Genomic DNA, 25934 nt, shown 5'->3' on the forward strand with positions numbered 1-25934 from the left:
CTTAAAGAATTTGACGTACTTCGTCAATACTAATTGAACCAAGTATTCCTAAATCGAGTAATACTTTATTATTAACTTTACTGTTTATCACACCATAGACAACCGAATAGCCAAGTGACGTTGAGGATACTTTTTGCCCATCGTAACTGGCATTGACCGAAAAGGTATAACTGCCATCGGGTGCGGTGGTGCCATCGTTTAGCTGACCGTCCCAAGTGAAGGAGCTAACTCCAGCAGGAATCGAACCTAAATCGACTTCACGTACGACATTACCATTTTCATCTAAAATCGTAATGATGACTGAATCAGCATCACGCATTAGCTCAAAACCAAATGGTGTGGTAATGGTTTCGGTTTCGTTATCAGTACCTTCAAGCTCAGAGGTCGCCACTAAAATTTTATTGCCAGGTACCATTACCCCTTTACCAATCATGTTGCTGGCATTGACCGATAAACTATCGTCAATTTGCCCAGACACCATGCCTAGCGTGGTATTTAATCTTTCAATCCCCGCTAATGTGTTAATTTGAGCAAGTTGCGAGGTTAATTGGCTATTATCCATTGGATTGGTTGGATCTTGATTCTTCATCTGGGCAATCAGTAGCGTTAAAAAGTTATCTTGTAATTCTTTACTGGAATTGCCATCAGTTGTACTTTTTTGTTTGGTTTGAACACCGTTTACGCCTACCGATTCGGATACAGACACATTTGTTACACCCATCTATCACTCCTTGCTATTGACCTAATGTCAATGTTTTTAACATTAGGCTTTTGGCGGTATTAATGACTTCGACATTGGCTTGATAGCTGCGTGATGCTGATATGGTGTTGACCATTTCGGCAACAACATCGACATTGGGTTTTTGGATGTAACCTTTCTCATCGGCTAATGGATGATGTGGCTCATAAACTAAGTTCATGGGGGACGGGTCTTCAATCACTTGGGCGACTTTTACGCCAGCAATACTATTTTGCTCACCGTTATTATCCACCTGAAAAATAACTTGTTTTGCTTGGTATGCTTTTCCTGATGTGCTGGTGATGCTGTCAGCATTCGCTAAATTACTGGCGCTGACATTCATTCGCTGAGTTTGTGCCATTAAGGCCGAGCCAGAAATTGCAAAAATTGAAAAACTCATATTGATTATCCTTGCTGTAATACAGACATTACATTTTTAAATTGTTCACCTAAAAAAGTTAAATTGCTTTGATAGTGGATACTGTTATCCATAAATGCTGTGCGTTCTTGATCCATTTCGACCGTATTACCGTCCGCTGATGCTTGATAAGGAATACGATAAAGCATATTTACATTTGTCATAGCAGGTGCATTGATCTGTATATGTTGATTCGACGTTACGTTAAGTTGTAGGTGATGGCGACTATTCTGATGAGTTAGTGCTTTTTTCAATTCGGCATTAAAATCAATATCACGCGCTTGATAATTCGGTGTATCACTATTAGCAATATTTGATGCTAAGATAGTTTGTCTTTTTTCACGTACATTTAATGCTTGTTGATGAAAATTAATAAAGGTGTCTAATTTATTCAGCATAAAATCGTCTCACTTTGTTTGATATTTAAAATTTTATGTGAATCAAAAAAAACTCATCGTATAAATAACAACAAAAATTGTCCTTATTTCAACATTCAATAAATTGTTCATACAGTAAAATCGGCTTACAAATAATTTTAAAACAAACAAATATGATTAAGGTTATTAGATTAATACAGCTTATTTCACTGTTATTGGTGACTAATATGGCGATGGCTGATTCATTTGAAAGAGCGGTGAATGATTTAGTTTCAAAACATATAACGGTTCCTGTCGATAATATTTCGATATCTTATATATCGCCTAAACCGCAGTTAATGTGTGATGAGCCCAAAATTACACTACTGAATAATAAAAAACAGTGGGGTACGATGACCATTGGCGTTAAATGCGGTAATAAAACCCAGTATTTGCAAATAAAAGTCAGTGCTGAGGGACGTTATTTTGTCGCTGATAAACCTATAAGTGCAGGAACGATCATTACTGATGCACTGATACGGTCAAAATTGGGACGACTTGATCTTCTAGCCAATTCGGTAATTTTAAATAAACAGCACATTATTAATCATATTGCATTACGTAACATTGAGCTTGATGAGCCAATTCGAACTTCAATGCTGCAACAAAATTGGCACATCAAGGCCGGTCAAATGGTGAAAGTCTTGATTAATGGAGAGGGGTATGTGATTGCAACAAAAGGTAAATCTCTTAATAATGGCGCCTTAGATGATCATATAAGTGTAAAGCTTAATTCTGGCAATATTGTTGAAGGTATTGTTACGCAAGAAGGTGTGACAATTTTCGATAAATAAAATTAATGATTTTTTTATTTTTGCCGATAATTAGACTAAACAAATCATTAAATTTTTGATCAAAGGTATTTTATGAGTATAGAAGCGACTAAATCGGTAACGACAATAGCAGGATTACTTAATCGTGATGTTATCAATGAGCAACAAAAAAGCCCACGATCATCTCAGCAGACAGAAAATAGCCTGACCAGCAGTGCTAATGTGACATTAAGTCAAAATACCTTATCGCTTTTACAGTCTACGCATAATGACATTGACATGGAAAAAGTTGATAACATAAAACAGGCTATTACTGAAGGTAAATTAGTGATAAACACCACAAAAATAGCTGATGAACTTATCAAACAGATGATTGAAAATATTGAATAGTTAGTAAAGTTTGAAAGGAAATAAAAATGTTAGAATTAAATGACATCTTAAATAAAATAACCGTCATGTTACAAACACTTTCAGACATTTTGCAGACCGAGCAACAAGTGCTTATTGAAAACAGTTCTATCAATCAACTCAATGAAATCATCAATAAAAAGAGTCAATTACTTATTGAATTAAAATTATTAGATGAAAAACGAATTAATACTAGTAAACAACTCAATCTATCTTCCCCTTATAGTGAAAATCCAGAACTGGCAGAGCAATGGCAATCCATTACAACCACTACGCGGTTATTAGCGAATATCAATCGTGATAATGGTTTGATTATTCAAAATCGTATGCATCGTACTCAGCAAACTATCGATCATTTAAAAAGTATTCATAATCCGGTTGTTTATACCAATAATGGTTATCAACAAACCGAAACAATCTCATCAAAACGAGCAAAAGTTTAATGATTATTGCGGTGTGTTCAGTGTAAACGCGTTAAATACACCTTAATTTGTCGTTTAATCAAGCCAATAACTTTAGTGTGTTAAGTACATACTGTGACTATTTTATTTCTATTTAGACAGTTAGATACTATTAACCCCTATCATGGCTAATGAAAGTGATGTAGATAAAAGCGAACGCCCCACCGATAGCAAACTAAAAAAAGCTAAAGAGAAGGGACAGATACCCCGTTCACGAGAATTGACTTCCGTCATTATTTTGTTGGTGGGCATTATGCTTTTTTGGTTAATGGGTTCTGCATTAGTCCAGAAGTTAATCATCATAATAAAAACTGCGATGCAGGTCTCTTTTCGTGTAAATGATGAATCTCGTATTCTGACCAATTTGATTGAGTTAATGACCGCAGGTTTTTGGGCTATTGTTCCTCTGTTTTTTGCCTTGGCTATCTTTGCTATTGTGGCACCGCTTTGTGTGGGTGGCTTGTTATTTAGTTGGCAATCAATTAAACCCAATTTTAAAAAGTTGAATCCGATTTCTGGTTTTGGGCGGATGTTTAGTCGCCGAATTTTAGCGGAATTATTTAAAAGTATGCTAAAAGTCATATTAATTACCTTAGCTGCTTCATTGTTATTATTCGACTTGTTTCCAAATCTGCTTTCTCTTCCAAAAATGTATCTAAATAGCGCATTAACAAAAGCGATAGATCTTATTTTGATTTGTGGATTATTCATGGTGTTATCACTTATTCCGATGGTCGGTTTTGATATCTTTTATCAGATTTGGAGTAATTTAAAAAAATTGATGATGTCAAAACAGGAAATTAAAGATGAGTTTAAAGAGCAAGAGGGGAATCCTCAAATAAAAGGCCGTATTCGGCAGATGCAGCAAGCCATGGCAAGGCGTCGCATGATGAAAGATGTCGCTAAAGCAAATGTCATTGTAACCAACCCGACTCATTATGCGGTTGCTTTACATTATGATGAAAAAACCATGATAGCCCCTAAAGTATTGGCAAAAGGAACCGATCAAATCGCTTTACGAATTAGGGAGATCGGCAATCAACATCATATTCCACAATTAGAAGCGCCACCACTGGCTAGGGCTTTATATCGTTATGGTGAAATTGGCGAGACCATTCCAACCGAATTATATACAGCTGTTGCGCAAATTCTTGCTTGGGTTTATCAATTAAAACGGTGGCATAAATTTGGCGGTGATAAACCGATTACACCTAACAATTTGCCGGTACCTGAGTCATTAGCAGAAAATCAACCAAGGCGGTAATTAATTACATGATTAAAAATAAAATAGTTTCGTTTTTATCAACCAATGGGCTTAAAAAAGGGCATTATCAAATTTTAGCAGGTCCACTGCTAATTTTATTGATTCTTTCAATGATGGTATTACCGTTACCTGCGTTTATTTTAGACCTGTTTTTTACCTTCAATATTGCGTTATCAATTATTATTTTGATTGTGGCATTGTTTACTAAGCGTGTACTTGATTTTGCTGCTTTCCCAACCGTGTTATTGTTTGCGACTTTATTACGTTTATCATTGAATGTTGCCTCAACGCGGGTTGTTCTGTTAAAAGGTCATACTGGCAGTCATGCCGCAGGTCGGGTGATTGAAGCCTTTGGTCATTTTCTGGTAGGTGGCAATTTTGCGATAGGTATTGTGGTCTTTATCATTTTGGTGATTATTAATTTTATGGTTATTACCAAAGGGGCTGGGCGAATAGCCGAAGTCGGTGCTCGTTTTGCATTAGATGGTATGCCCGGTAAGCAAATGGCAATTGATGCGGATCTAAATGCTGGATTGATTGGTGAAGACGAAGCCAAAGCACGCCGAGCCGAAGTCACCCAAGAAGCCGATTTTTATGGTTCAATGGACGGAGCAAGTAAATTTGTTCGGGGGGATGCGATTGCTGGCTTATTGATAATGGCAATTACCATTATCGGTGGGCTGTTAGTAGGGGTTGTACAACATGGTATGGCACTAGCGGATGCGAGTCAGACGTATGTATTATTAACTATTGGTGATGGTCTGGTTGCTCAAATCCCTTCTTTAATTATTTCAACGGCTGCTGGCGTGATCGTGACAAGAGTGACATCACAAGAAAACATCAGTGAACAGATGCTAAACCAGTTGTTTAAAAATCCACAAGTATTAATCTTGACTGCGGTAGTCATTGGATTATTGGGTTTGATTCCGGGTATGCCAAATCTAGTGTTTTTACTGTTTACTGCGATATTAGTTGTGTTGTCCTGGTGGCTTAATAAGCAGAAGAAAAATGATACGACTGCCAGCACTAAGCAAGTTGATACGCAAGCAACGACACCTAGTAATATTGAAGCATCTTGGTCGGACGTCAGTATTGAGGATATTTTAGCAATGGAAGTGGGGTATGGATTAATCCCTATGGTAGATCAGACTCAGAATGGTGAATTATTGGGTCGGATACGCAGTTTACGGAAAAAGTTTGCTCAAACGTTTGGTTTTTTGCCACCTCAAGTTCATATCCGAGATAATTTATCGCTCGCGCCTTATCAATATAAATTATTTATTAAAGGCGGGGAAATAGGAAAAGGTGAAATTGTTAATAACAAATGGTTAGCGATTAATCCGGGGAATGTGGCAGAAACCATTGACGGAATAGCCACTACCGAGCCTGCGTTTGGTTTGCCTGCGGTATGGATAGACGCAAGTAATAAAGAAAATGCTCAAATCTTAGGTTATACTGTTGTTGATACCAGCACCATGATTGCGACCCATTTTAATCACCTATTACAACAGTTCGCCAGTGATTTATTAGGACGAGTGGAAACACAAGAGTTATTGGATCATGTTAAACAAGATATTCCTAAATTGGTGGAGGACTTTATACCAGGCGTCATTACGTTAACGACGTTTCATAAAATACTCCAAAATTTAATCGCCGAAAAAGTGTCAATACGTGATATGCGCACAATTATCGAAACCATAAGCGAACATGCACCGAATCAAAACGATGCTTATCAATTGCTTAGCTTAGTGCGAATAGCTTTAGGAAGAGTGATAACACAACAATGGTTTCCGGGGAATGGGGCAATTAATGTCATTGGTTTAAATGTGAATTTGGAGCGGTTGTTGCTACAAGCACTCCAAAATACCAGTAATGTTGAACCAGGATTAGCGGATCATATAATTCAACAAGTGAAGCAAGCTTTAAATCAGCAAGATGCCATTGGTGCACCGCCTGTACTCTTGGTTAACCACACATTAAGACCGATGCTATCACAATTTTTAAGGCCCCATTTTCCACAGCTAGTGGTGTTGTCAAACTTAGAAATCACGGATAATCGAGAAATTAAAATGACTTGTCAAATTGGTACAGAATAGTACCAGAAATTTGATTAATAAAACTTAAATTGATAGTTCAGCAATAAAAAGCGCTATGAAATAGTGAACAGGCATCAGCTGTTCACTATATAAAATAGATTTTTATCTTATTCTGTCACAACCGTAAAACGTTGTTTAATGTGTTTGGCATTTTCTGCTTCATCAACCATGGCAATGGCATAATCAGCATAGCTAATTTGGCTTTTTCCTTGAGTATTGAATAAAACCTGTTCACCGCCTGCTTTGTAGTGACCTGTTCTTGCGCCATCGGCAATAAACTCAATAGCTGGGCTTATGTAAGTCCAGTTCACATCCTGACATTTTTTTAATTCATCAAGTGCTTTAGCCATATTATTAGCTAGTGGTTTGAATTCTTCTGGAAACTCGGGTGTATCAACTAAACGAATAGTATGTTCAGGATTGACATATAAACTACCTGCACCACCAACAACTAATAAACGGTTAGGTTTACCGCTTAAAATATCAGTTAAATGTTTTAAACTTGTTTGATGTTGAGGCAGTGATTCAAGGCTCCATGTCGCAAATGCATCGACAATCACATCAAAAGGTTTCAAATCTTCATAAGTCAGATCAAACAAATCTTTCACTAAAACTTTCGCCTTGGGATCGACATGCGCATTTTGATGACGAACAATCGCTGTCACGTCATGCCCACGCGCAATTGCTTCTTTAACTATCAGACTGCCTGATTTACCACTTGCACCAATAACAGCTATTTTCATCTTTTTGACTCCTTTATTCTTTATTAATTTAATAATATTGTTGGATTCTGGTTTTAGGTTCTGTAAACAAAAATCGTTAAGTAATGAATATTTTTAGATTAATATTCAAAGTATCTATTGTAAAGTAGGTACTAAACAGTAATATAGTTACCAAATTAATACTATAATTGAATTTAAAGGATTTTTATTATGTCTCTCAATGAAAATTTACCCCCTTGTCCCGTCGAAACTACGCTTATGCTAATGGGCGATAAATGGAAAGTTTTAATTGTTCGTGATTTATTAACGGGCACTAAACGCTTTGGCGAATTAAAAAAATCCTTAGACGGAATATCGCAAAAAGTCTTAACCCAGCACCTACGTGCAATGGAAAAAAACGGATTAATTCATCGCAAAGTCTATGCCCAAGTACCTCCTAAAGTGGAATATACTTTAACCGAAGTCGGGCAAAGTTTAAAACAGGTTCATGATGCTATGTTAGAGTGGGGAAGTGCTTATAAATTAAGGCAATGTGTTAAGAAATAGGTTTTTAACATGAATAAAAAGCTATTTTTTGCCAATTATATTTAATGATCGTTTTGTTAATGATATTAATAGTTATTTAAGATTTTTTTGAAAATTTGACCTGTATCACATATTTAATTAGATTTGTTCACTTTTTTATCTTATTTTAAGTTAAACTTCGTTACAAAAATTTATCTTTACAATAGATTATCTACTTTTGAAAGGAAAAACATTGGAAGCAATAAAAACATATTGGTTTTTAAGCGCTAAATTTAATGGTAGTGAAGACCAAACAGAACGTTTTGTCAAATTAGGTATTTGGGAAAATGGTTACGATAATAAATATTTAAATACTGTACGTGGTATTAGTGTTGGAGATCGTGTTGCAATCAAGTCAACCTATAACTTAAAAAATAATTTACCATTTGATAATAAAGGTCAAGCTGTTTCAGTCATGGAGATTAAAGCGACCGGTATTGTGACAAAAAATTATGGTGATGGAAAGTTATTAGAAGTTAAGTGGCAAAAAAAGAATTTGAATAAAAAATGGTATTTTTTTACCAATATAGCCACTATTTGGAGTGTTAAAGATGATGAATGGTTATCAAAACAATTAATCAACTTTACTTTCTATAATAAACCACAGGATATTGACTATTTTCGTAATGCGCCTTATTGGCGATCTCGTTATGGAGATAACGATACTAATTTTCGTACACAATTATTTAAATGGATACCATTTTATGAAGCAGTTGCTGATAATTTATTAATTTATCAAAATAAAGAGAAGCGTTCTGAATTAATGGTTTTTATAAATGAACTTGCAATAGAATTTAATCTCTCTTATTTACTTAATAAAAATATACATGATATTTGTCCGTTTACAGCGCTAGGTACTTTTAACCGAAATATCAAAGAAATCACACGAAAACAAATAGCAAAAAAGTGGGCGGAATTTCTTAATCTAAATGAATCGATACCCAATTCCTTTGAAGGAATACCATTACTCAATAATCAAGCTTCTTGGTTTTTTACCAACTCCGAAAATCAACAACAAGAGATTGATAATTTGTGGGAATTTTATGCTACTGCACTGAAATTTTCTAATGCTGATGAAAACTATCAAGATGAGTTTGAACAAAAATTTGACTTAGTCATGTCACAACCTTATTGCTCATGGCAATTAACCAATGGTTTATTTTGGATTCGCCCTCATGCTTATGTCGTATTGGATAAGGTTTCAAAAGTTTATCTTACAGATGAATTGGGTTTGATAAAAGATAAGCGATTATCCAAAGGACATTTTAACGGTAATGATTATCTTAAGTTACTTGATAATTTAGCTGTGAGATTTAACGAAGATTACTTTCCTATTCACTCTTTTCCAGAGCTTTATTTAACCGCATTACGTAAATATCAAAGTAGCATATCACATAATGAAAGTTTAATATCAAATAATCAATGGCAATTTAAATTATTACAACTGATTAAGGAGCTTTGTCAAAAGAATGGAACTGATGTTTTTCAACGTAAAGAGTTTCTTAATAAATATCGAGAACAGCTTGAAGAAGAATTTCCTAATAATAGTGTAATAGGAGAATCGGTCAGCAATACATTGCAAAGATTAAGAGATAAGGATTTCTTGCAATTTTTGGGAAATGGAAAATATCGATTACGCAGTGATAATATTGATGAGCAAAATGAAGAAATTATTGAAAGTGATGATGATATCGTTGAACAATTATTAGTTAAACAACCTTATACATTAGAAAGTTTAATTCAAGAAAGTTGTTTTGTCGATGAACAACAATTACAACAGATGTTAGCAAGCTTAAAAATGAGAAAGAATATCATTTTACAAGGTCCCCCTGGTACGGGTAAAACTTGGTTAGCTAAAAGATTGGCTAATATTGTAATTGGCTATAAAGATTCAAATAATATTCGAGCAATTCAATTTCATCCTAATCTATCTTATGAAGATTTTATTCGTGGTTTTCGTCCCGCTAGTGATGGTAAGTTAGCGCTGATCGATGGTCCTTTTTTGGAGATAATTCATCAAGCCAGAAATGATCCTCAATCTAAATATGTTATGGTTATTGAAGAGATTAATCGAGGTAATCCCGCACAGATTTTTGGTGAAATGCTAACACTGCTTGAAGCTGATAAGCGAACACCGAGTGAAGCATTAGAATTGACCTATCGCCGTGAACAAGAAAATGGAATATATATTCCCGATAACTTATATGTCATTGGTACGATGAATATAGCGGATCGTTCTTTAGCATTAGTCGATTTTGCACTACGTCGACGTTTTGCGTTTTTTACTTTAGATCCTAATTTTTCAGAAAAATGGTTAAGCTATATGATTAAAAAAACAGGGCTCAATAGTAAGCTTTTAGAAGAAATAAAAGAAAGAATGAATGAATTAAATGAATTCATTGCTCAAGATAGAATGTTAGGAAGTGCTTTTGCTATTGGTCATAGTTATTTAACTCATCATAGAGCTATACCGAAAAGTGAAGGTTTAGTGTGGTATCAAAATATTATTGATACAGAAGTTAAACCATTATTGGAAGAGTATTGGTTTGATGAAAAAGATAAACTTAACAAAGCAATGAAACTTATTACGATTGCATATAAATAATTTCAATGAATACTGAATCGACAGCAAAACAAAATACCACATTAAATAAAATACCTATTAGAAACATATGGTTACTTTTATTGTATGCATCAGATTATTATAAAGAGCTTGATGAACACCAGCGAATAAATTTTGAAGAAAATCCTGAAAAAATTGTTGAGCTGACTGCTGAAATTTATTGCAAGGCAGTGCACAAAGGATTGCGTTATTCATTATCTAACAGTTATCAACCTGAAAAGCAGGTTTTAACACGTGTTAGAGGAAAAATTGATTATTTAACTACCACACGTAAATTATTACTTGAAAAAGGTAAAATCCATTGTCGATATGATGGATTAACAAATAATACACCAAAAAATCAATATATTCATGATGCTGCTCATGTTCTGTTAAGGCAATTAAATAATGATGAATTGATTAAGCAATGTAAACAAATAACCAATCGTTTTAAAGAGTTAAAAATCGGTAAATCTAACTATTACAACCCTGTTATCGATCAGTTCAATCGATCAAATCCTCATGATAATCTATTAGTTTCGGTGGCTAAATTGGTTCATAGTTTGTCTATTCCAACAGAATTATTCGGTAAAGAAACACTTAATACGTTGGAGAAAACTGATCAGTGGTTAAGAGCATTATTTGAGAAAGCGGTAATTGGTTTTTATCGGGTTAATCTCAATCCAAATGAATGGCAAATCGAGTCGGGAAAAAGGTTTAAATGGCAATGTACCCAATCGACGGACAACATTGGACAGTTTATGCCAGAAATGATTACCGATTTAATTATAGAAAATAACAAAACAAATTCTCGCTTAATTGTGGATACTAAATGTACCTCAATTTTTAATCATAACAGTTTTTCTTTTAAGACAGATCATTTGTACCAACTTTATGCTTATGTAAGAAGTCAAGAAAGAAGTGATGACCGATTATCCTATTCTGCATCAGGTATGCTTTTATATCCAACAACAAATCAATCGATTAATGAAAATACCACCATTCAAAATCATCAGCTATTTTTTTGTACGATTGATTTAAGTCAAGCAAACATGAGAATTAGAGAGTGTTTGCTGTCTTTATTGGCTCAAAGTACATAAGCAATTTACATCAAGATTAGACACTATTAAAATGCATTGATGCATTCACTCGAAAAGTTTATAACCAAGTACCACCTAATATGGAATTCACACATTACCCATACATAAGATAAATAAATTAATAGGATAATATTGATTAAGCAAAGAATTATGGTTCATTAGCCTCAACTTTAGAACAAATAACATAAAATTCATTCGGCTTTGAGTCTTTATCCTGACCAATAATTATGGTATCAGGGTAAAGTTTATTGTCCGTAATAGGGGTAATATCTTTACGGTATATGTCTGTATCATTCAAAGGAATGGGTTCTTCACAGCTACGCAATATAGCGTTAGCACCAATCAATTTAGCGAACTTGTGCATATCACCTTTGGCTTTAGCATAAAAAGATGTGACGAAATTATCGCTTTCATAACGAATCATATTAACCCATACATTCTTGATTTTGATAGGTTGCTTAAAATGGTATTCGATTCCAGTGATATTATCTTGTTGTTTGTTTTTTATGGTAATTTTTTGTTTTTCAAGTTCAGTAATGATTTTTTTATCTTCGATGGAAAAAGGCTTTGATTGACATAATAGAGCAGTTTTAAATTGTTCTGTAACGGTAGCTATTTTTGTGACATCACTTGATGCGTGTCCGGATAAACTGACAAAAAATAAGATATAACCTAACAGTAAATATAATTTTTTCATGTTTAATAGCTTGTCGTAAAGTGAGATATTGAGTTAAACAGTACTACTAATGACCTGTTAAATTTTAATCTGATTCTACCATTAGACATCAAATCAGGTATATCAATATTTCATGGTTTTTAATAGCATCCAAGCAGCTACCATATCGCAATTTTGTTGAAACTATATTACTATAATTTTATTGATCTTTATTCAGCAAAATTATTATGAGCAAGTCATCGAGCCACTTAACCATTAAGGATATTGCCAAACTTAGTGGAGTAAGCAAATCAACGGTTTCAAGAGTAATTAACCATGACCCAATGGTGAAAGAAGAAACACGTAATAAAGTCAATGCTATTATTGAACAATATCAATTTACGCCGTCTAAATCTGCAAGAGCAATGCGAGGTTATGGTAATAAAGTGATTGGTATTATTGTCACTCGTCTCGACTCGATGTCTGAAAATCAAGCTGTCAGTAGCATGCTGCCAATATTTTATCAACATGGCTATGACCCGATTATTATGGAAAGCCAATTTAATGTTGAAAAGGTTGAAGAACATTTAGCCATGTTGAAAGATAAGCAGGCTGACGGTGTCGTGGTTTTTGCCTTTACAGGATTAGATAAGGGAGTATTGTCTTTCTGGCAAAATAAGAGTGTGGTTATTGCTCGTTCATTCCCTAATCATATGTGTGTTTGTTATGATGATATTGGTGCAGTAACTCGGTTACTTGAGCATTTATATCATCAGCAAAAACAGCGTAATATTGCTTATATTGGTATTGAACAGCAAGATCAAACTACCGGTGCGCTACGTTATCAAGCTTATCTGGATTTTTGTCAGCTTCATCAAATAACGCCTAATGCTTGTTTAGGAAAATTAAGTTATCTATCTGGCTATCATCTTGCTCAAACAGTCATTAAATCATCACCTTCTGCCATTGTTTGTGCGACTGAAACGCTTGCGTTAGGCTTACATAAATATCTTCATGAAAAGCAATATAAAAATATCATTGTTGCGAGTATCGGGCAGAGTGAATTGCTCCGTTTTCTTTTTCCACAAACGTTATCTGTGGAGTTAGGTTTTGATAAAGCTGGAACTTATACCGCTCATGAATTACTCCGAATGTTAACCAATGGGGTGGAACTTAAAACGGTGACGATCCCTTGCCAACTGGCTGTTAATCAATAGCAATAACAATCTAACAGTATTATATTTTTTAGTAATTATGTGAGATCTATCACAAATAGGGAACGTTCCCATTTATTGTTTGTCTTTTTCAATCTATGCTGAATCCTAATTTAAACATAGCCAATGTATTAATAGCTAATTCGGCTAAATATTTATGATAGGGAGACTTGGAGATGGCTAAAGATCCTAATATCGCCTCAGAATCGATAACCGCATTAATTGATTGTGTGGGTGGAAAAGAAAATATTGCGAGTGTTACCCACTGTTTAACTCGATTAAGATTTGCACTGTCTGATCCCAAATTAGCCGATATAAAAGCCATAGAGGAATTACCTTTTGTAAAAGGTTGTTTTAATAATGCTGGGCAATTTCAAGTCATTATTGGTACCAATGTGGATCGTTATTATAAAGCTTTAACTCAGCATTTAAATCTTGATGAATCAACTAAGGAGCAAACTAAAGCTGCTGCGAAACAAAATATGTCTTTTTTTGAAAGACTAATTTCGAACTTAGCAGAAATTTTTGTACCCTTGCTTCCAGCTTTAATTGCAGGCGGTTTATTATTGGGGTTACGCAACATTATTGGAGATATGCCCACCATTGATGATAAGCCATTAATTGCAACTTATCATTGGTTAGCGCCTATTTACAATATACTTTGGCTACCTTGTGAAGCGATTTTCCATTTTTTACCGGTTGCCATTTGTTGGTCAACAGTCAAAAAAATGGGTGGTTCGCCTGTTTTAGGTATCGTATTAGGCATTACTTTAGTTTCACCACAATTGATGAATGCTTATGATCTTGGCAGTAAAATACCTGAAGTGTGGGATTTTGGGTTGTTCACCATCCAAAAAGTAGGGTATCAAGCACAAGTGATTCCATCGATTTTTGCTGGTTTAGCGTTAGGGTGGATCGAAACTCGATTACGTAAAATTATACCTGATTATCTTACGTTGGTGATTGTTCCGATCGTATCGCTACTGCTTGCTGTTTTTCTGGCACATTTTTTATTAGGTCCTTTAGGGCGAATGTTAGGTAATGGTATTGCCTATGGGGTTAGATATTTGATGACTGGAGACTATGCTTTTATCGGATCAGCTATTTTTGGTTTCTTATATTCACCATTGGTAATTACCGGTATTCACCATACGACATTAGCCATAGATATGCAGATGACCCAAAATATGGGGGGAACACCTATTTGGCCAATTATTGCGTTATCAAACATTGCTCAAGCCTCGGCGGTGGTGGGGATTATTTTAGTCAGTAAAAAACATAACGAACGTGAAGTGTCTGTTCCTGCTGCCATATCAGCTTATCTGGGCGTGACTGAACCGGCGATGTACGGTATCAATTTACGTTATAAATTCCCTATGCTATGTGCCATGATTGGTGCGGCCTTTGCTGGCTTAATTTGTGGTTTGTTTGGGGTATTATCTAATGGTATAGGTGTGGGTGGATTACCTGGCATTTTATCCATAAAACTGATTTATTGGGGAATTTATGCATTAGCTATGGTTGTGGCAATTGTCGTACCTATTGTTTTAACATCAGTTGTTTATAAAATAAAATTGAAAAAAGGTACGTTAGATATTCGCTAAACACGATTTAATAACCGTTAACCGTTCTATTATGGAACGGTTAATTTACAACAGATGAATAATTAAGAGCAAACAATGAATACGAACGAAATCCTTTGGTGGCAAAATGGAACTATTTATCAAATCTATCCCAAAAGTTTTCAAGCCAGTGGTACTGGTTCAACGGGGGATTTATTAGGCATTATCAGCCGATTGGATTATCTTAAAAATCTGGGCATTAGTGCGATTTGGTTAACGCCAATTTATCCCTCTCCGCAAGTTGATAATGGTTATGATGTATCGGATTACTATGATATTGATCCGGCTTATGGCACGATGGAAGACTTTGAATTATTGGTTAAGCAAGCGCATGAACGTGATATTCGTATTATGATGGATATGGTATTTAACCACACGTCAACAGAGCATCCATGGTTTAAATCCGCCTTAGATAAAACCAGTCCTTTTCGATCGTTTTATATTTGGAAAGATGCCAACGCTGACGGATCAGAACCCAACAATTGGCGGTCAAAATTTGGCGGTAACGCTTGGCAGTGGCATGAGCAATCAGGACAATACTATTTACACCTGTTCGCAAAACAGCAAGCTGATCTCAATTGGGAAAATCCAACCGTTCGCCAAGAGATTAAAAATGTCTGTCAATTTTGGGCGGATAAAGGCGTCGATGCATTAAGGCTTGATGTGATTAATTTGGTCTCTAAACAGCAAGATTTTCCAGATGATATCCAAGGGGATGGACGAAAATATTATACAGACGGCCCCAAAATACACGAATTTTTACAAGAGTTAAGCCGAGATGTTTTTCAACCTAATGGTTTAAAAACAGTGGGCGAAATGTCATCAACTACATTAGAAAACTGTCAAAAATATGCCGCATTGGATGGCAAAGAGTTGACCATGACGTTTAATTTTCATCATTTAAAAATTGATTATCCAAATGGGGAAAAATGGACGCTGGCTAAGCCCGATTTACTTGAACTCAAAAAAATACTTGGCTATTGGCAAAAGGGTATGCACGGAAAGGCGTGGAATGCGATTTTCTGGTGTAATCACGATCAACCTCGCATTGTGTCACGTTTAGGTAATGAAGACCAATACCACAACGAATCGGCCAAAATGCTGGCGATGATTCTTTATGGACTACAAGGCACGCCGTATCTTTATCAAGGTGAAGAGATCGGGATGACCAATCCCCATTTTACCCATATTTCGCAATATAAAGATGTGGAAAGTCTTAACATCTATCAAGAAAAAATTGCCGAAGGTATGTCAGAGTCTGACATGTTAGCGATTCTTGCCAGTAAGTCACGCGACAATAGCCGAACGCCAATGCAGTGGGATAACACCGCCAATGCCGGATTTAGCCAAGGTAAACCTTGGATCGAGGTGGCAAACAATTATCCAAAAATCAATGTTAAGTCAGCGCTTGACGATCCCAATTCCATTTTTTATTGCTATCAAACTTTAATTAGATTACGCAAAACCTATCCGATCTTTATTTTCGGAGACTATAAAGATCTAACGCCTGATGTTGCTAATTGCTGGTGCTATGTCAGACATTGGAATAATCAAACGTTACTTGTAATAGCCAATCTGACCGAAAATACGATTAAATGGCAATTACCTAAAGCGTTAGAAAATCGTCATTGGCAAAGATTGCTAGGTAATTATGAAAACCAAACTGTATTAAAGCCAGAAATGGTGTTGCAACCTTATGAAGCTATGTATTGGTTGCATATAAGTAGTTAAACGGTTGTATCAGGTTACTAAGATATACGCTAAATAATTTTGTTTTATTGAATTAAAAAATGTTGGGCAAACTGGGTAGTAAGAAAATGCCAACCCTCGTGTTGGCTTTTTGATTGAAACGCCATAATAAGTTGTTCATCGAAAGTTGTGGATAGTCCATATGGGTCATCAATTCCGTTATGTTAGTTAATCAATAGCTAATCAAAATCATGTAAAATAATGGGTTAATCATACTCTTTTTATGTGTAAATCTAGCTTTCCTGTTATAAAAAACGGGTTATCAGAACGTCAACTATACCAACTAGAATAGTGATTAGTATAAGTGTTGAATATCAATATTTTTTAATTTGTTGGGATAAATTTTGTAAAAATAAATCAGGAGTATCTACCGTAATAGTTTACTTTTCGGAGAATTAAATCTTCTTGCGATTTAAAATTAAAAATTAGCTATTTTTTTAGCTGTCAGCCATATTAGATGGTAACGTTTGCATCGCTCTACTTAGCTATAGTTTGTTAACACCGCCTATTCTTATCCTCTATTAACCCAATAAAATAGTGTTGCTATTCGGTTAATTAATGCAATATAATCAATTATATGATTAAATAATCAACAGATAAATCATTATGAGTAAACAGATAGCCGTTCTAGGTGATACCACTACGACTGGTGGCAAAATCATCTCAGCATCGGATCAAAGTTTTTGTGCAATTGAAGGTGTAGCTTGTCTTGGGGATTATGCCTACTGTCCTAAATGTAAAAGTACTGGAAAAATTATAGAAGGTGCTGATAATTTTATCGTAGCGGGTAAACCTGCTGCTTATGATGGTTGCATCATTGCGTGTAAATGTTCACCAGTTGGTTATAATAAGATTATAGCAACAAAAAGTACTATTTTTGTTGGTGTAAAAAATCCCAGTAGTCATTTTGCTACAATGACAAATACCTTTGTAAAAAATGACCTAAATAATAATTTAAGCAATGAAGTGGAAAAAAATAGTCAGCAAGATGTAGAGGCTTATTTATTTACTACAAGATGGGACAATTTCACACAACTCGGTAAACATTCTGCACTTTATATTCATATCAAAGGTGAAACTCCTTTAATTTTTGATCCTAATGGCGATTACATGCGACAATATCGAGGACAAGCAGAAGCTTTTTATGATGATGGAGACATCCCTTTTTCAATAGAACAATTTATCAAATACCATGCGGAAGATGGTGATTATGTTTCTCAACGTGAAATCACATTAACACGAGAGCAAGCGCTGAATATTGAAAAAAGAATTATTAATGGTAATTATGCAATTGCTCCTTTTTATTTCCCATATTGTGCGTATGCCATTTCATCTGTTTTAGATGAATATGGTCTACAAGAACTTTATTTATTACCTGACTCTTTGGAAGAAGCGGTAAAAAAGATTGAAGATAAAAAAGGACAAGCTAGTGAAAATAAGTAATTTAGTCATTATCATCTTATTTAATTTTATCGGTGACTATCTAAGTTACCAATGGTGTTATCGAATGATTATCGCAAAACATCGCACACCAGAATTATATTATTTGATATGTTATGGTTTGTGTTATTTCTGTTTTATTCTGATTTCAATCTTTCTTTTAAATAAAATAAAACGACCACTCGGATTAGTCATTTTAGGTGTGCCAATTGGTATTATAATTCCCGCAATGCCGCCTATTGTCTCAATATTAGTTATGGAAGATACTAAAAAAGTGATTTTTAATCTAGATCTTATTATGGGATTGTTGGGCATCACATCAGCGGTAACCCTTAATTTTATAATCTATCCGGCAATTTTATTATGCTGTCATTATTCGATTATTGGGTTGCAAAAAGTAAGAAGTAAGCTTGCATTGAAGCAATAATCAATTGCAAGAACTAGCCAAAAAATTGCCCAACTATTTTATACTGTTAAACTTATTAGATTGGATTGTTGATATTGAATTATATGCTGTTATTTTAGGCGTTTTATAATAAAAATTAGGAGAATTATAATCCAATCTAAATACTAAATGAATGTTATTGCAGTTTACGATGAACCTATCAGGTAAACATAAAATATGCCAGCACAGGTATAACAAAGATTAATTAACTTCTGCTAAGCCTAAGAAAAATATGCTATATTATTTTTTAATTGATTTTACAAGGTGATACGATGGATATTAAACTGACTAAGCATGATAAACGCTATATTGAAAGCACGGATGATGTGTACAGCATTATGCAACGTGTGTTATTGCGTGATAACCAAATCGACCAAGAAAAAGAACATCTTTGGATGATTGGCATGAATCAAGCTGGTTATATCCTGTATATCGAACTGATTGCGCTTGGCAGTTATAAATCGGTCGACGTTGAACCGATGAATGTATTTCGTGTTGCAGTGATGAAAAACGCCTCACGGGTGATACTAGTTCATAATCACCCGTCAGGATCACTGACGCCGTCGGATGCCGATAAAGATATCACCGATCGCCTAATTCAAGTCGGCCGTATTTTAAATATCGACCTAATCGACCACCTAATCATCACCCCTAAATCCTATATTAGCTTCCGCAGTACTAAACTTATGGACGAATTAGAGCAAAGCCTAAAATACGTCCCAACTTATCAAGTGGTTGAACGCATCCGTAAGGAAGAAAAATTAATTGCTAAAGAAAAGTTGGCTGTTGAAAGGGATAAAACAAAAACAGCTCAACAAAAAGCAAAAGCGGAAAAAGAACGACGAGAAAAATCAGAGACTGAAAAGAAAATACTGATTAATGCATTGTTGGATAAAGGTGTTTCGGTTGAAGATATTGCTAAGATTTTGGGGATTACGGTGAAGGCGGTGGAGAGGGTTATAGGAACATAATAATTATTAATTTACTAATTTATGTTCCTAAAATAAATATAAAGTTATATATCTTTAGAACAACACATCTCAATAAGCGGCTCAGTAATTAACCAAACAGCTTGAAGAACGTTCTTATCTGGTAAAGTATATTCACCATGAGCATATCTATTTAAAGAGTCAAGACTATTCCAATCTGAATTATTTGAAGATATGAATCTAACAAGATCTGAAAGATAGGCTTGATTTTGAAACCATTCTCTTTTCTTAGTTAAAGTTGATAAATTATTGGATAAATTTTTAATTCGTCCGTTATCATTTAAGCATAGTTTTTTACTGTTATTTATATCAAACACTCTCACTGTTGTTAATTCTAAAATAGTTCTAAGTAACAAAGCACTTGCTGTTTTATGTACATCCAATAGCATTCTTTGCGCTTCTTCAATTAAAAGATCTAATTTATGAAGTCCTGTTTGATATTGTTTTTCTCGTGGAATAAGGAATTTGACAGTTTTTTTACTTTTACTTACTGATTGTGATTTTGCATTAACAGATTGACTTTTACTTATTTTAGGCGAAAAATCCACAGTTTCATCACTTTCTTCATCTGAAATTTGCTCATAAATTCTTTGAATATACTTTTCTATATCAACAGTTTTGTTTAACTTTCTAGAATCAATTTCTTTGTTAACAATATCAATAATAAAATTACGCAGTAAATAATCAAACTTGTATTTAGATATAGCTGTTTGTAATTTGCCTTTTTCTACATTAAATCCAGTTAAACTTTTAAAAAAAGAAGAATTAACTAACCTGGACATAATAGAAATACCAAAATTTACATTTAAAGCTTTTTCTTCAATATCGGTTGGTAGTTTTAGCTCTGTAAAATAACGTTCTAAATAATACTCTTGAACAGCATCTTGAATTTCTGAAGGTTTAACATTAAAACGAGCTGCAATTTCTTCAATAGATTCATTACTATTTACACCAATACTAGCGATAAACTGATTTTTTTGTTGCCTATTCCATTGCAATTTACCTTCTGCATGAAGTTCAAATAACACATTTTGAACTTCAATTCGTGAAGGAGCCACAATTACGTCAATTTTCTCTATCAGATCTTGACCTAACTTATTTTTTAATTTTTCGAATTTTCGCTTTTTAGATAAAGAAGGAACAAGAGCAGGATCTAACAAACACTTAAGCGCAGATACTCTTCGATTACCTTCAACAACAACATAACTTTTTTTTTCTTTTATAACATAAATTGGATCATGACTAATAAAACCTTTTTCAACTATTTTTTCAGCTAGTCTGTCAATTTTTTCATATTCAAATAAATATGAAAAAATTTCTTCAGCTGTTCTTGTTGAAATGTAAGCTGGGATCCGTGGATTTTCTTTATCAAGTTTAAGATTAGATACTGATAAAGATAATCTATTCCAAGAGCTATAATTGATTCTTTCCATACATTTACCCTAAAATTCAATAATTAATTATTATACTTATTTTTACTTACATTCATATATAATATATAAAATTTTGTAGTAATTATATTATATAGACATCTACTATATTATATTTATGAAAAAATAATTATTTACAATTCAATAAGCGCAGTTCTAATAAATAATTATAAAAATTATTTTTTTGTAAGCTGATAACGCTCATAGAATTTAAGTAAAGAAAATATAAATTAATATTTTATTAGAAAAGTTTTTTAATTAAGAATATTGTGAAATAAAACGTATTACGCCTAAAACATAAAAAATACCTAAATAAGTAAAAAATTTTATAATATTATTATAAGGATCAGAAATGAAGATTACGAGTATATCAATTAAGGAGTTTAGAGCTTTTCAAGAGGAATTTAAGTTACAATTAGGAGATTATATCACTTGTATTTCTGGGCAGAACGGTATTGGAAAATCTACAATTCTTGCAATTTTAAGTAACTGTTGCGAATTAAAAAGCTCCATTGCGACGCATTTAAACGGCTCTGCATTCCGTGGTGATTTTAAAGATATAATCATTGGTGATGAAAATTATGATTCACCTGGAGAAAAGGTCATCATAAATTTTAAAGATTTACCGAAATCAACAAAAGATGATATTTACGTAGAAAGTTTGATTTTTAGAACCACTTTTCAAAAGGTTGGATCGAATGTGAAAGATAAAAAAAGGTTTAGGCTAATTCCCAAAAAACAAGAAACTCGCCAAACTGAACAAAAAATCAAACATCCCTCTTATTATCTTGGATTATCGCGGTTATTTCCTATAGGGGAATCAAAACAAACAGGAACATATAAAAAACAAATTCCTTCAAGTAATGAGTTAATTAGTTTACATGAACAAATAATGAATCAAAAATATGGCGAAGATGCGCATGCAACTTCATTAAGTATTCGGGAATATCCCAAGAAAAAATTAGGTATAAAAAATACAAAATTTTCACCTATAGCTAATTCATCAGGACAAGATAATTTAAGTCAAATAATATTAACTATTCTCTCTTTCAAAGAATTAAAAAATAATTACAGTCAAGATTACCATGGTGGGTTAGTTTTAATTGATGAATTAGATGCAACATTACATCCTGCAGCACAAATGAAATTATTTGATTATTTATTTCAGCAAGCGAAAGAATTAGATTTACAAATTGTATTTACAACTCATAGTTTATCTTTACTTGAGCATATTAGTGATTATCAACAAAAGGAAAAGAGAAATCAAATTAAAATTGCTTATTTAATAAAGAAAGGAAATACATGCTATGAAGTTAAAAATCAAGGAAAAGAATATTATAGATTGGAGCTTACAAATAATTATCTTAATTTAAATAGTGTTCAACCAATTAAACCTGTTTTTATTTTTAGTGAAGATGAAATTGCAAGATGGTTTTTACAAAAAATATTAGCACTCCCAATAAATAAAGAACCTTACCAGATAAAGTTATTAGATGTTAATATGTCATGGGGTCATATAATAAATTTAATTACGTCCCATTTTGAAATTTATCAAGATTATATCACTATCCTGGATCCTGATGTAAGCAAAAGAGAAAATAAAGAAAGTTTACAGGAAAAAATTAAAGATTTTCCTATTACAGTTGACGTAGAATGTGGAGACATATTTACATTACCATCTAATAATAATGAAGCAATTGAAGAGATAATATGGGATTATTTTTCCAATTTACCAGAAGATCACAGTTTCTTCTTTCATAATATATCTTTAAAAAATAATTGGCAAAAAAGTCTTCTAATTAATGATGGAATTGATTCTGATAAATACAAAAACTGTAAAAATGATTTACACAAGAAAAAATGTTGGTTTAACGATAATAAATATTATATTAATTATCTGTTCGATTTTTGGGCTAGAGATAATGAAGAAATTATAAATAATTTTATAAAATTATTTAAGTCCTCATATTTTAGAAAATTTAAAAAGTTAAATGGCAATTTAGTGGAGTAATCTATGCCTAAAATAAAATCACCATTGAGGTATCCTGGTGGTAAAAGTCAATTAGCTTCTTTTGTTGCTAATTTGATTGACATTAACAATTTAAAAAATTGTACCTATATTGAACCTTTTTCAGGCGGAGCAGGTATCGCTATTGAATTATTATTAACAAATCAAGTTAAAAGAATTGTTCTTAATGATTATGATAAATCTATTTATTCAATATGGTATTCCATTTTAAATCACACAGATAAATTGATCTCATTAATTGAAAATACACCAATTACTATTGATTCATGGTATGAACAAAAAAATATACATGAAAAAAATAAGAATTTTAGAAATAGCTTACTTAATGGATTTTCAACATTGTTTTTGAACAGAACAAATCGTAGTGGCATTATTAATGCAGGTCCAACAGGCGGATATAATCAAAAAGGCAATTATAAATTAGACTGTCGTTTTAATAAGGTTGATATTATTAACAAAATTATATCTATAGCAGAAGAAAAAAACAGAATAGATCTATATCAAAAAGATGCTTTAGCCCTAATAAGAATAATCAATGAAAAGTATTCCGCTAAAAATAGCTTTATTTTTTTTGATCCCCCCTACTTTATTCAAGGTAATAAGCTATATACTAATTTTTATCACGAAAAAGATCATTTTGATTTAGCTAAAGCAATTACAAATTTAAATAATTATTATTGGATAACAACTTATGACTATACTGAAAAAATTTATGATATTTATTCTAAATATCCTGAGTTACAAAAATTTCAATATCAATTATCATACTCGGCTCAAAATAAAATAAAGGCCACTGAATATTTATTTGCTAGCCCTAAAATACGAATTAACAGTTATTCAAAAATTATTTTAACACGTTGTAAAATTTGAAATAGAAACTCAATACTATTCAAATATAAATAACATACTACTGCAATCTTAATTAGAATTTTTTAACTATCTAACCTTATGATATATTTTAGAAAAAAGGGATTATTTTTTTAGACATAGAACATGACATATTGAAAGTACAATTTTTTTGCCGTCTCAAGAACCAAAAAAACGCAGTAATGATGCCGATCGCTTAACAAATATTTGGCTAAATTTGGTTTGTGTTCGGAAAACGTAAATAAATATTGATAAAGCCATCTTAGCTTTTCATATTTCCGAAAATCCCCTTTTTAGCTTTAAAAATTATACTGAGTCACTTTACAACCCCATAAACTTGGTATAGAATTCGCCCGCTTTCCTGAATAGTGCTGCTGCAGGTAAACAGTAATTATCTTCTCAATTTGAGGAGACGCTTTTTTATTGTTTTCTAGGTGGCTATTATGTCTACATTTTCCCGTTTACAAAAACGTTTGTCCTGTCTTGGGATTGAAAGTCATTTTAATAATGATATTTATACTTTAAATAAAGAAAATACATCTGCTCAGATTTTGTTACCGAGTCCATTGCCATTAGAGCAAAAAGCGGTAGAACAGCTTCTGAACTTTGCATCAGTGAACGTCCCTAATAGTGTAGGGAAAGTTTGCATGGCTCGTGCTACACCTGATTTTCATCCAGGTGCGGTTGCTCCTGTTGGTAGTATTGTTGCTACTACGCAGGATTTAATTATTCCTGCAGCAATTGGTACTGATATTAATTGCGGTATGCGGCTTTTTACCACCGGTTTAAGCTTTGATCAGGTGTGTGAACAAAAATCGACAATTATCGTACAATTAAAACGTGTGTTATTGCAAGATGAACGCGATGTACCTGTTACACCGCAATCTTTTCAAGCATTATTTGATCAAGGTCTTGCAGCATGGTTATCGGAGTTACCACAGCAAGGTTTGTGGAATTCAGTTAATTATGAACGGTTACAAGCAGAGCTTGATAAAATATCGGGTAATCATTTAATTAAGGCAGATAGTCAGTATGCACCTGAAGCCTTTTTTGAAAAGCGCGATATTATCCGCCCAGCGAGTTTAGGTACTGTCGGATCTGGTAATCATTTTGTCGAGTTACAAATTGTTGATGATATTATCGATCGACATTTAGCTTATCAATTAGGTCTTGAAAAAAATAGTGTCGTCGTCATGATTCATACCGGATCGCGTGATGTTGGTTTTTACATTGGTCAGCGTTGGCAAGATAAAGCAAAAGCTTTATGGCCGACTAATGAAAAGCAACCAAAATCAGGATTGTTTGGTTTAACAGATAGTCACGCACAGGCCTATTTACAAGCTATGGGCGTTGCTGCCCGTTATGCTTGGATTAATCGAATTGTGATTACCGAATTGATACGTAAATCGCTTTCAACTATTTTTCATCAAGATGATAGTCAACTCGTGGTCGACATTTCGCACAATATCATTTTGCCTGAACAAAAGATGAATATTCATCGTAAAGGGGCAACGCCGGCTTATGCTGGTCAGATAGCTTTAATCCCTGGCTCAATGGGTGATCACTCTTATGTGGCCGTGGGTAAAGGTAATGCTGATTGGTTATGGTCTTGTTCACACGGTGCTGGTCGAGCAGAAAGACGACAGGCTATGCGTAGCAAAAAAGTTGAATATGATAAGGTTAATTTGCCATGGCAATGTATTACCTTAAAAGAAGAACGGCTACGTGAAGAGGCCCCTACAGCCTATAAACCTATCACACCTGTGATTGAAGCACAACAAAACGCCGGTTTGATTCAAACAGTGGTTAAACTTAAACCGTGGTTAACGTTTAAAGTATAATTTTGATAAAATCATGCTAGCTTTGGCTAGTGTGGTTTAGCATTGTGGTATTAATATTTTAAATAAAAAAGGCGTACAATGTACGCCTTT

23 protein-coding genes are annotated in these 25934 nt (G+C 33.6%); 17 read left to right on the plus strand and 6 right to left on the minus strand.

Annotation, left to right across the window (positions count from 1 at the left end; genetic code table 11):
• Window position 1: 1 nt before the first annotated feature.
• From J3U14_RS07860 to flgB, 3 genes are read right to left on the minus strand one after another with little or no spacing between them, the layout of a single operon-like run.
• Window positions 2-721, minus strand: coding sequence for a flagellar hook assembly protein FlgD (locus J3U14_RS07860; protein ID WP_220216102.1), 720 nt, complete (start codon window positions 719-721; stop codon window positions 2-4).
• A 13-nt stretch (window positions 722-734) separates the two neighbouring features.
• The gene (gene flgC, locus J3U14_RS07865) at window positions 735-1139 is read right to left on the minus strand and encodes a flagellar basal body rod protein FlgC (RefSeq protein ID WP_220216101.1); all 405 of its coding nucleotides are present in this window, start codon (window positions 1137-1139) and stop codon (window positions 735-737) included.
• A 5-nt stretch (window positions 1140-1144) separates the two neighbouring features.
• A complete protein-coding gene (gene flgB, locus J3U14_RS07870) occupies window positions 1145-1555 on the minus strand; it encodes a flagellar basal body rod protein FlgB (protein WP_267349920.1) in 411 nt (136 codons plus the stop codon).
• Window positions 1556-1707: 152 nt separating this feature from the next.
• Between flgB and flgA the strand changes: the two genes are divergently transcribed.
• From flgA to flhA, 5 genes are all read left to right on the plus strand, one after another.
• Window positions 1708-2367 carry a flagellar basal body P-ring formation chaperone FlgA gene (flgA, locus tag J3U14_RS07875; RefSeq protein ID WP_267349918.1) on the plus strand — a complete coding sequence of 220 codons (660 nt, stop codon included), beginning with the start codon at window positions 1708-1710 and terminating at the stop codon, window positions 2365-2367.
• A 72-nt stretch (window positions 2368-2439) separates the two neighbouring features.
• On the plus strand, window positions 2440-2736 hold the full coding sequence (gene flgM, locus J3U14_RS07880) for a flagellar biosynthesis anti-sigma factor FlgM (RefSeq protein ID WP_220216098.1): 297 nt from the start codon (window positions 2440-2442) through the stop codon (window positions 2734-2736).
• Window positions 2737-2762: 26 nt separating this feature from the next.
• Complete coding sequence (locus J3U14_RS07885) at window positions 2763-3197, plus strand: flagella synthesis protein FlgN (RefSeq protein ID WP_065558033.1); 435 nt, start codon at window positions 2763-2765, stop codon at window positions 3195-3197.
• Window positions 3198-3339: 142 nt separating this feature from the next.
• Entirely contained in the window at window positions 3340-4479 is a 1140-nt protein-coding gene (flhB, locus tag J3U14_RS07890; RefSeq protein ID WP_267349914.1) for a flagellar biosynthesis protein FlhB, read from the plus strand.
• Between the two features lie 8 nt (window positions 4480-4487).
• Window positions 4488-6575 carry a flagellar biosynthesis protein FlhA gene (gene flhA / locus J3U14_RS07895; protein WP_267349912.1) on the plus strand — a complete coding sequence of 696 codons (2088 nt, stop codon included), beginning with the start codon at window positions 4488-4490 and terminating at the stop codon, window positions 6573-6575.
• Between the two features lie 107 nt (window positions 6576-6682).
• Here the strand turns inward: flhA and J3U14_RS07900 are convergent, their stop codons facing one another.
• Entirely contained in the window at window positions 6683-7318 is a 636-nt protein-coding gene (locus J3U14_RS07900) for an NAD(P)-dependent oxidoreductase (protein WP_267349911.1), read from the minus strand.
• A 189-nt stretch (window positions 7319-7507) separates the two neighbouring features.
• On the opposite strand from J3U14_RS07900, the gene J3U14_RS07905 reads away from it, so the two are divergent.
• The 3 genes from J3U14_RS07905 (at window position 7508) to J3U14_RS07915 (ending at window position 11563) form a co-directional block, all read left to right on the plus strand.
• Complete coding sequence (locus tag J3U14_RS07905) at window positions 7508-7843, plus strand: winged helix-turn-helix transcriptional regulator (protein WP_267349910.1); 336 nt, start codon at window positions 7508-7510, stop codon at window positions 7841-7843.
• 211 nt (window positions 7844-8054) lie between these two features.
• The gene (locus J3U14_RS07910) at window positions 8055-10466 is read left to right on the plus strand and encodes an McrB family protein (RefSeq protein WP_267349908.1); all 2412 of its coding nucleotides are present in this window, start codon (window positions 8055-8057) and stop codon (window positions 10464-10466) included.
• Between the two features lie 5 nt (window positions 10467-10471).
• The gene (locus J3U14_RS07915; protein WP_267349906.1) at window positions 10472-11563 is read left to right on the plus strand and encodes a 5-methylcytosine restriction system specificity protein McrC; all 1092 of its coding nucleotides are present in this window, start codon (window positions 10472-10474) and stop codon (window positions 11561-11563) included.
• Window positions 11564-11711: 148 nt separating this feature from the next.
• On the opposite strand, the gene J3U14_RS07920 is transcribed toward J3U14_RS07915, so the two are convergent.
• On the minus strand, window positions 11712-12260 hold the full coding sequence (locus tag J3U14_RS07920; protein ID WP_267349904.1) for a hypothetical protein: 549 nt from the start codon (window positions 12258-12260) through the stop codon (window positions 11712-11714).
• Window positions 12261-12466: 206 nt separating this feature from the next.
• Between J3U14_RS07920 and treR the strand changes: the two genes are divergently transcribed.
• From treR to J3U14_RS07950, 6 genes are all read left to right on the plus strand, one after another.
• On the plus strand, window positions 12467-13435 hold the full coding sequence (gene treR, locus J3U14_RS07925) for a trehalose operon repressor TreR (RefSeq protein WP_267349902.1): 969 nt from the start codon (window positions 12467-12469) through the stop codon (window positions 13433-13435).
• A gap of 173 nt (window positions 13436-13608) precedes the next feature.
• On the plus strand, window positions 13609-15036 hold the full coding sequence (gene treB / locus J3U14_RS07930) for a PTS trehalose transporter subunit IIBC (RefSeq protein WP_267349901.1): 1428 nt from the start codon (window positions 13609-13611) through the stop codon (window positions 15034-15036).
• A 75-nt stretch (window positions 15037-15111) separates the two neighbouring features.
• A complete protein-coding gene (gene treC / locus J3U14_RS07935) occupies window positions 15112-16785 on the plus strand; it encodes an alpha,alpha-phosphotrehalase (protein WP_267349899.1) in 1674 nt (557 codons plus the stop codon).
• A gap of 624 nt (window positions 16786-17409) precedes the next feature.
• Complete coding sequence (locus tag J3U14_RS07940) at window positions 17410-18246, plus strand: PAAR domain-containing protein (RefSeq protein ID WP_267349897.1); 837 nt, start codon at window positions 17410-17412, stop codon at window positions 18244-18246.
• The gene (locus J3U14_RS07945) at window positions 18233-18670 is read left to right on the plus strand and encodes a hypothetical protein (RefSeq protein WP_267349895.1); all 438 of its coding nucleotides are present in this window, start codon (window positions 18233-18235) and stop codon (window positions 18668-18670) included. The genes J3U14_RS07940 and J3U14_RS07945 overlap by 14 nt, the downstream gene beginning before the upstream one ends.
• A gap of 290 nt (window positions 18671-18960) precedes the next feature.
• Window positions 18961-19659, plus strand: a complete 699-nt coding sequence (locus J3U14_RS07950; protein ID WP_267349893.1) for a JAB domain-containing protein — start codon at window positions 18961-18963, stop codon at window positions 19657-19659.
• 44 nt (window positions 19660-19703) lie between these two features.
• On the opposite strand, the gene J3U14_RS07955 is transcribed toward J3U14_RS07950, so the two are convergent.
• The gene (locus J3U14_RS07955) at window positions 19704-21110 is read right to left on the minus strand and encodes a ParB N-terminal domain-containing protein (RefSeq protein ID WP_267349891.1); all 1407 of its coding nucleotides are present in this window, start codon (window positions 21108-21110) and stop codon (window positions 19704-19706) included.
• A 349-nt stretch (window positions 21111-21459) separates the two neighbouring features.
• Here J3U14_RS07955 and J3U14_RS07960 point away from each other — a divergent pair, with 349 nt between their 5' ends.
• The 3 genes from J3U14_RS07960 (at window position 21460) to J3U14_RS07970 (ending at window position 25844) form a co-directional block, all read left to right on the plus strand.
• Entirely contained in the window at window positions 21460-23118 is a 1659-nt protein-coding gene (locus J3U14_RS07960) for an ATP-dependent nuclease (protein ID WP_267349889.1), read from the plus strand.
• Window positions 23119-23121: 3 nt separating this feature from the next.
• On the plus strand, window positions 23122-24006 hold the full coding sequence (locus J3U14_RS07965) for a DNA adenine methylase (RefSeq protein WP_267349888.1): 885 nt from the start codon (window positions 23122-23124) through the stop codon (window positions 24004-24006).
• Between the two features lie 440 nt (window positions 24007-24446).
• Window positions 24447-25844, plus strand: a complete 1398-nt coding sequence (locus tag J3U14_RS07970; protein ID WP_267349886.1) for an RtcB family protein — start codon at window positions 24447-24449, stop codon at window positions 25842-25844.
• Window positions 25845-25934 lie beyond the last annotated feature (90 nt).

The sequence above is a fragment of the Gilliamella sp. B3801 genome (assembly GCF_026536645.1).
In the GTDB taxonomy this organism is placed as follows: domain Bacteria; phylum Pseudomonadota; class Gammaproteobacteria; order Enterobacterales; family Orbaceae; genus Gilliamella; species Gilliamella apicola_I.

What these genes read in the sequence shown, in the direction of transcription:
- J3U14_RS07860 (WP_220216102.1), bottom strand. Translation starts at nt 721, where the DNA reads ATGGGTGTAACAAATGTGTCTGTATCCGAATCGGTAGGCGTAAACGGT.
- flgC (WP_220216101.1), bottom strand. Translation starts at nt 1,139, where the DNA reads ATGAGTTTTTCAATTTTTGCAATTTCTGGCTCGGCCTTAATGGCACAA.
- flgB (WP_267349920.1), bottom strand. Translation starts at nt 1,555, where the DNA reads ATGCTGAATAAATTAGACACCTTTATTAATTTTCATCAACAAGCATTA.
- flgA (WP_267349918.1), top strand. Translation starts at nt 1,708, where the DNA reads ATGATTAAGGTTATTAGATTAATACAGCTTATTTCACTGTTATTGGTG.
- flgM (WP_220216098.1), top strand. Translation starts at nt 2,440, where the DNA reads ATGAGTATAGAAGCGACTAAATCGGTAACGACAATAGCAGGATTACTT.
- J3U14_RS07885 (WP_065558033.1), top strand. Translation starts at nt 2,763, where the DNA reads ATGTTAGAATTAAATGACATCTTAAATAAAATAACCGTCATGTTACAA.
- flhB (WP_267349914.1), top strand. Translation starts at nt 3,340, where the DNA reads ATGGCTAATGAAAGTGATGTAGATAAAAGCGAACGCCCCACCGATAGC.
- flhA (WP_267349912.1), top strand. Translation starts at nt 4,488, where the DNA reads ATGATTAAAAATAAAATAGTTTCGTTTTTATCAACCAATGGGCTTAAA.
- J3U14_RS07900 (WP_267349911.1), bottom strand. Translation starts at nt 7,318, where the DNA reads ATGAAAATAGCTGTTATTGGTGCAAGTGGTAAATCAGGCAGTCTGATA.
- J3U14_RS07905 (WP_267349910.1), top strand. Translation starts at nt 7,508, where the DNA reads ATGTCTCTCAATGAAAATTTACCCCCTTGTCCCGTCGAAACTACGCTT.
- J3U14_RS07915 (WP_267349906.1), top strand. Translation starts at nt 10,472, where the DNA reads ATGAATACTGAATCGACAGCAAAACAAAATACCACATTAAATAAAATA.
- J3U14_RS07920 (WP_267349904.1), bottom strand. Translation starts at nt 12,260, where the DNA reads ATGAAAAAATTATATTTACTGTTAGGTTATATCTTATTTTTTGTCAGT.
- treR (WP_267349902.1), top strand. Translation starts at nt 12,467, where the DNA reads ATGAGCAAGTCATCGAGCCACTTAACCATTAAGGATATTGCCAAACTT.
- treB (WP_267349901.1), top strand. Translation starts at nt 13,609, where the DNA reads ATGGCTAAAGATCCTAATATCGCCTCAGAATCGATAACCGCATTAATT.
- treC (WP_267349899.1), top strand. Translation starts at nt 15,112, where the DNA reads ATGAATACGAACGAAATCCTTTGGTGGCAAAATGGAACTATTTATCAA.
- J3U14_RS07940 (WP_267349897.1), top strand. Translation starts at nt 17,410, where the DNA reads ATGAGTAAACAGATAGCCGTTCTAGGTGATACCACTACGACTGGTGGC.
- J3U14_RS07950 (WP_267349893.1), top strand. Translation starts at nt 18,961, where the DNA reads ATGGATATTAAACTGACTAAGCATGATAAACGCTATATTGAAAGCACG.
- J3U14_RS07955 (WP_267349891.1), bottom strand. Translation starts at nt 21,110, where the DNA reads ATGGAAAGAATCAATTATAGCTCTTGGAATAGATTATCTTTATCAGTA.
- J3U14_RS07960 (WP_267349889.1), top strand. Translation starts at nt 21,460, where the DNA reads ATGAAGATTACGAGTATATCAATTAAGGAGTTTAGAGCTTTTCAAGAG.
- J3U14_RS07965 (WP_267349888.1), top strand. Translation starts at nt 23,122, where the DNA reads ATGCCTAAAATAAAATCACCATTGAGGTATCCTGGTGGTAAAAGTCAA.
- J3U14_RS07970 (WP_267349886.1), top strand. Translation starts at nt 24,447, where the DNA reads ATGTCTACATTTTCCCGTTTACAAAAACGTTTGTCCTGTCTTGGGATT.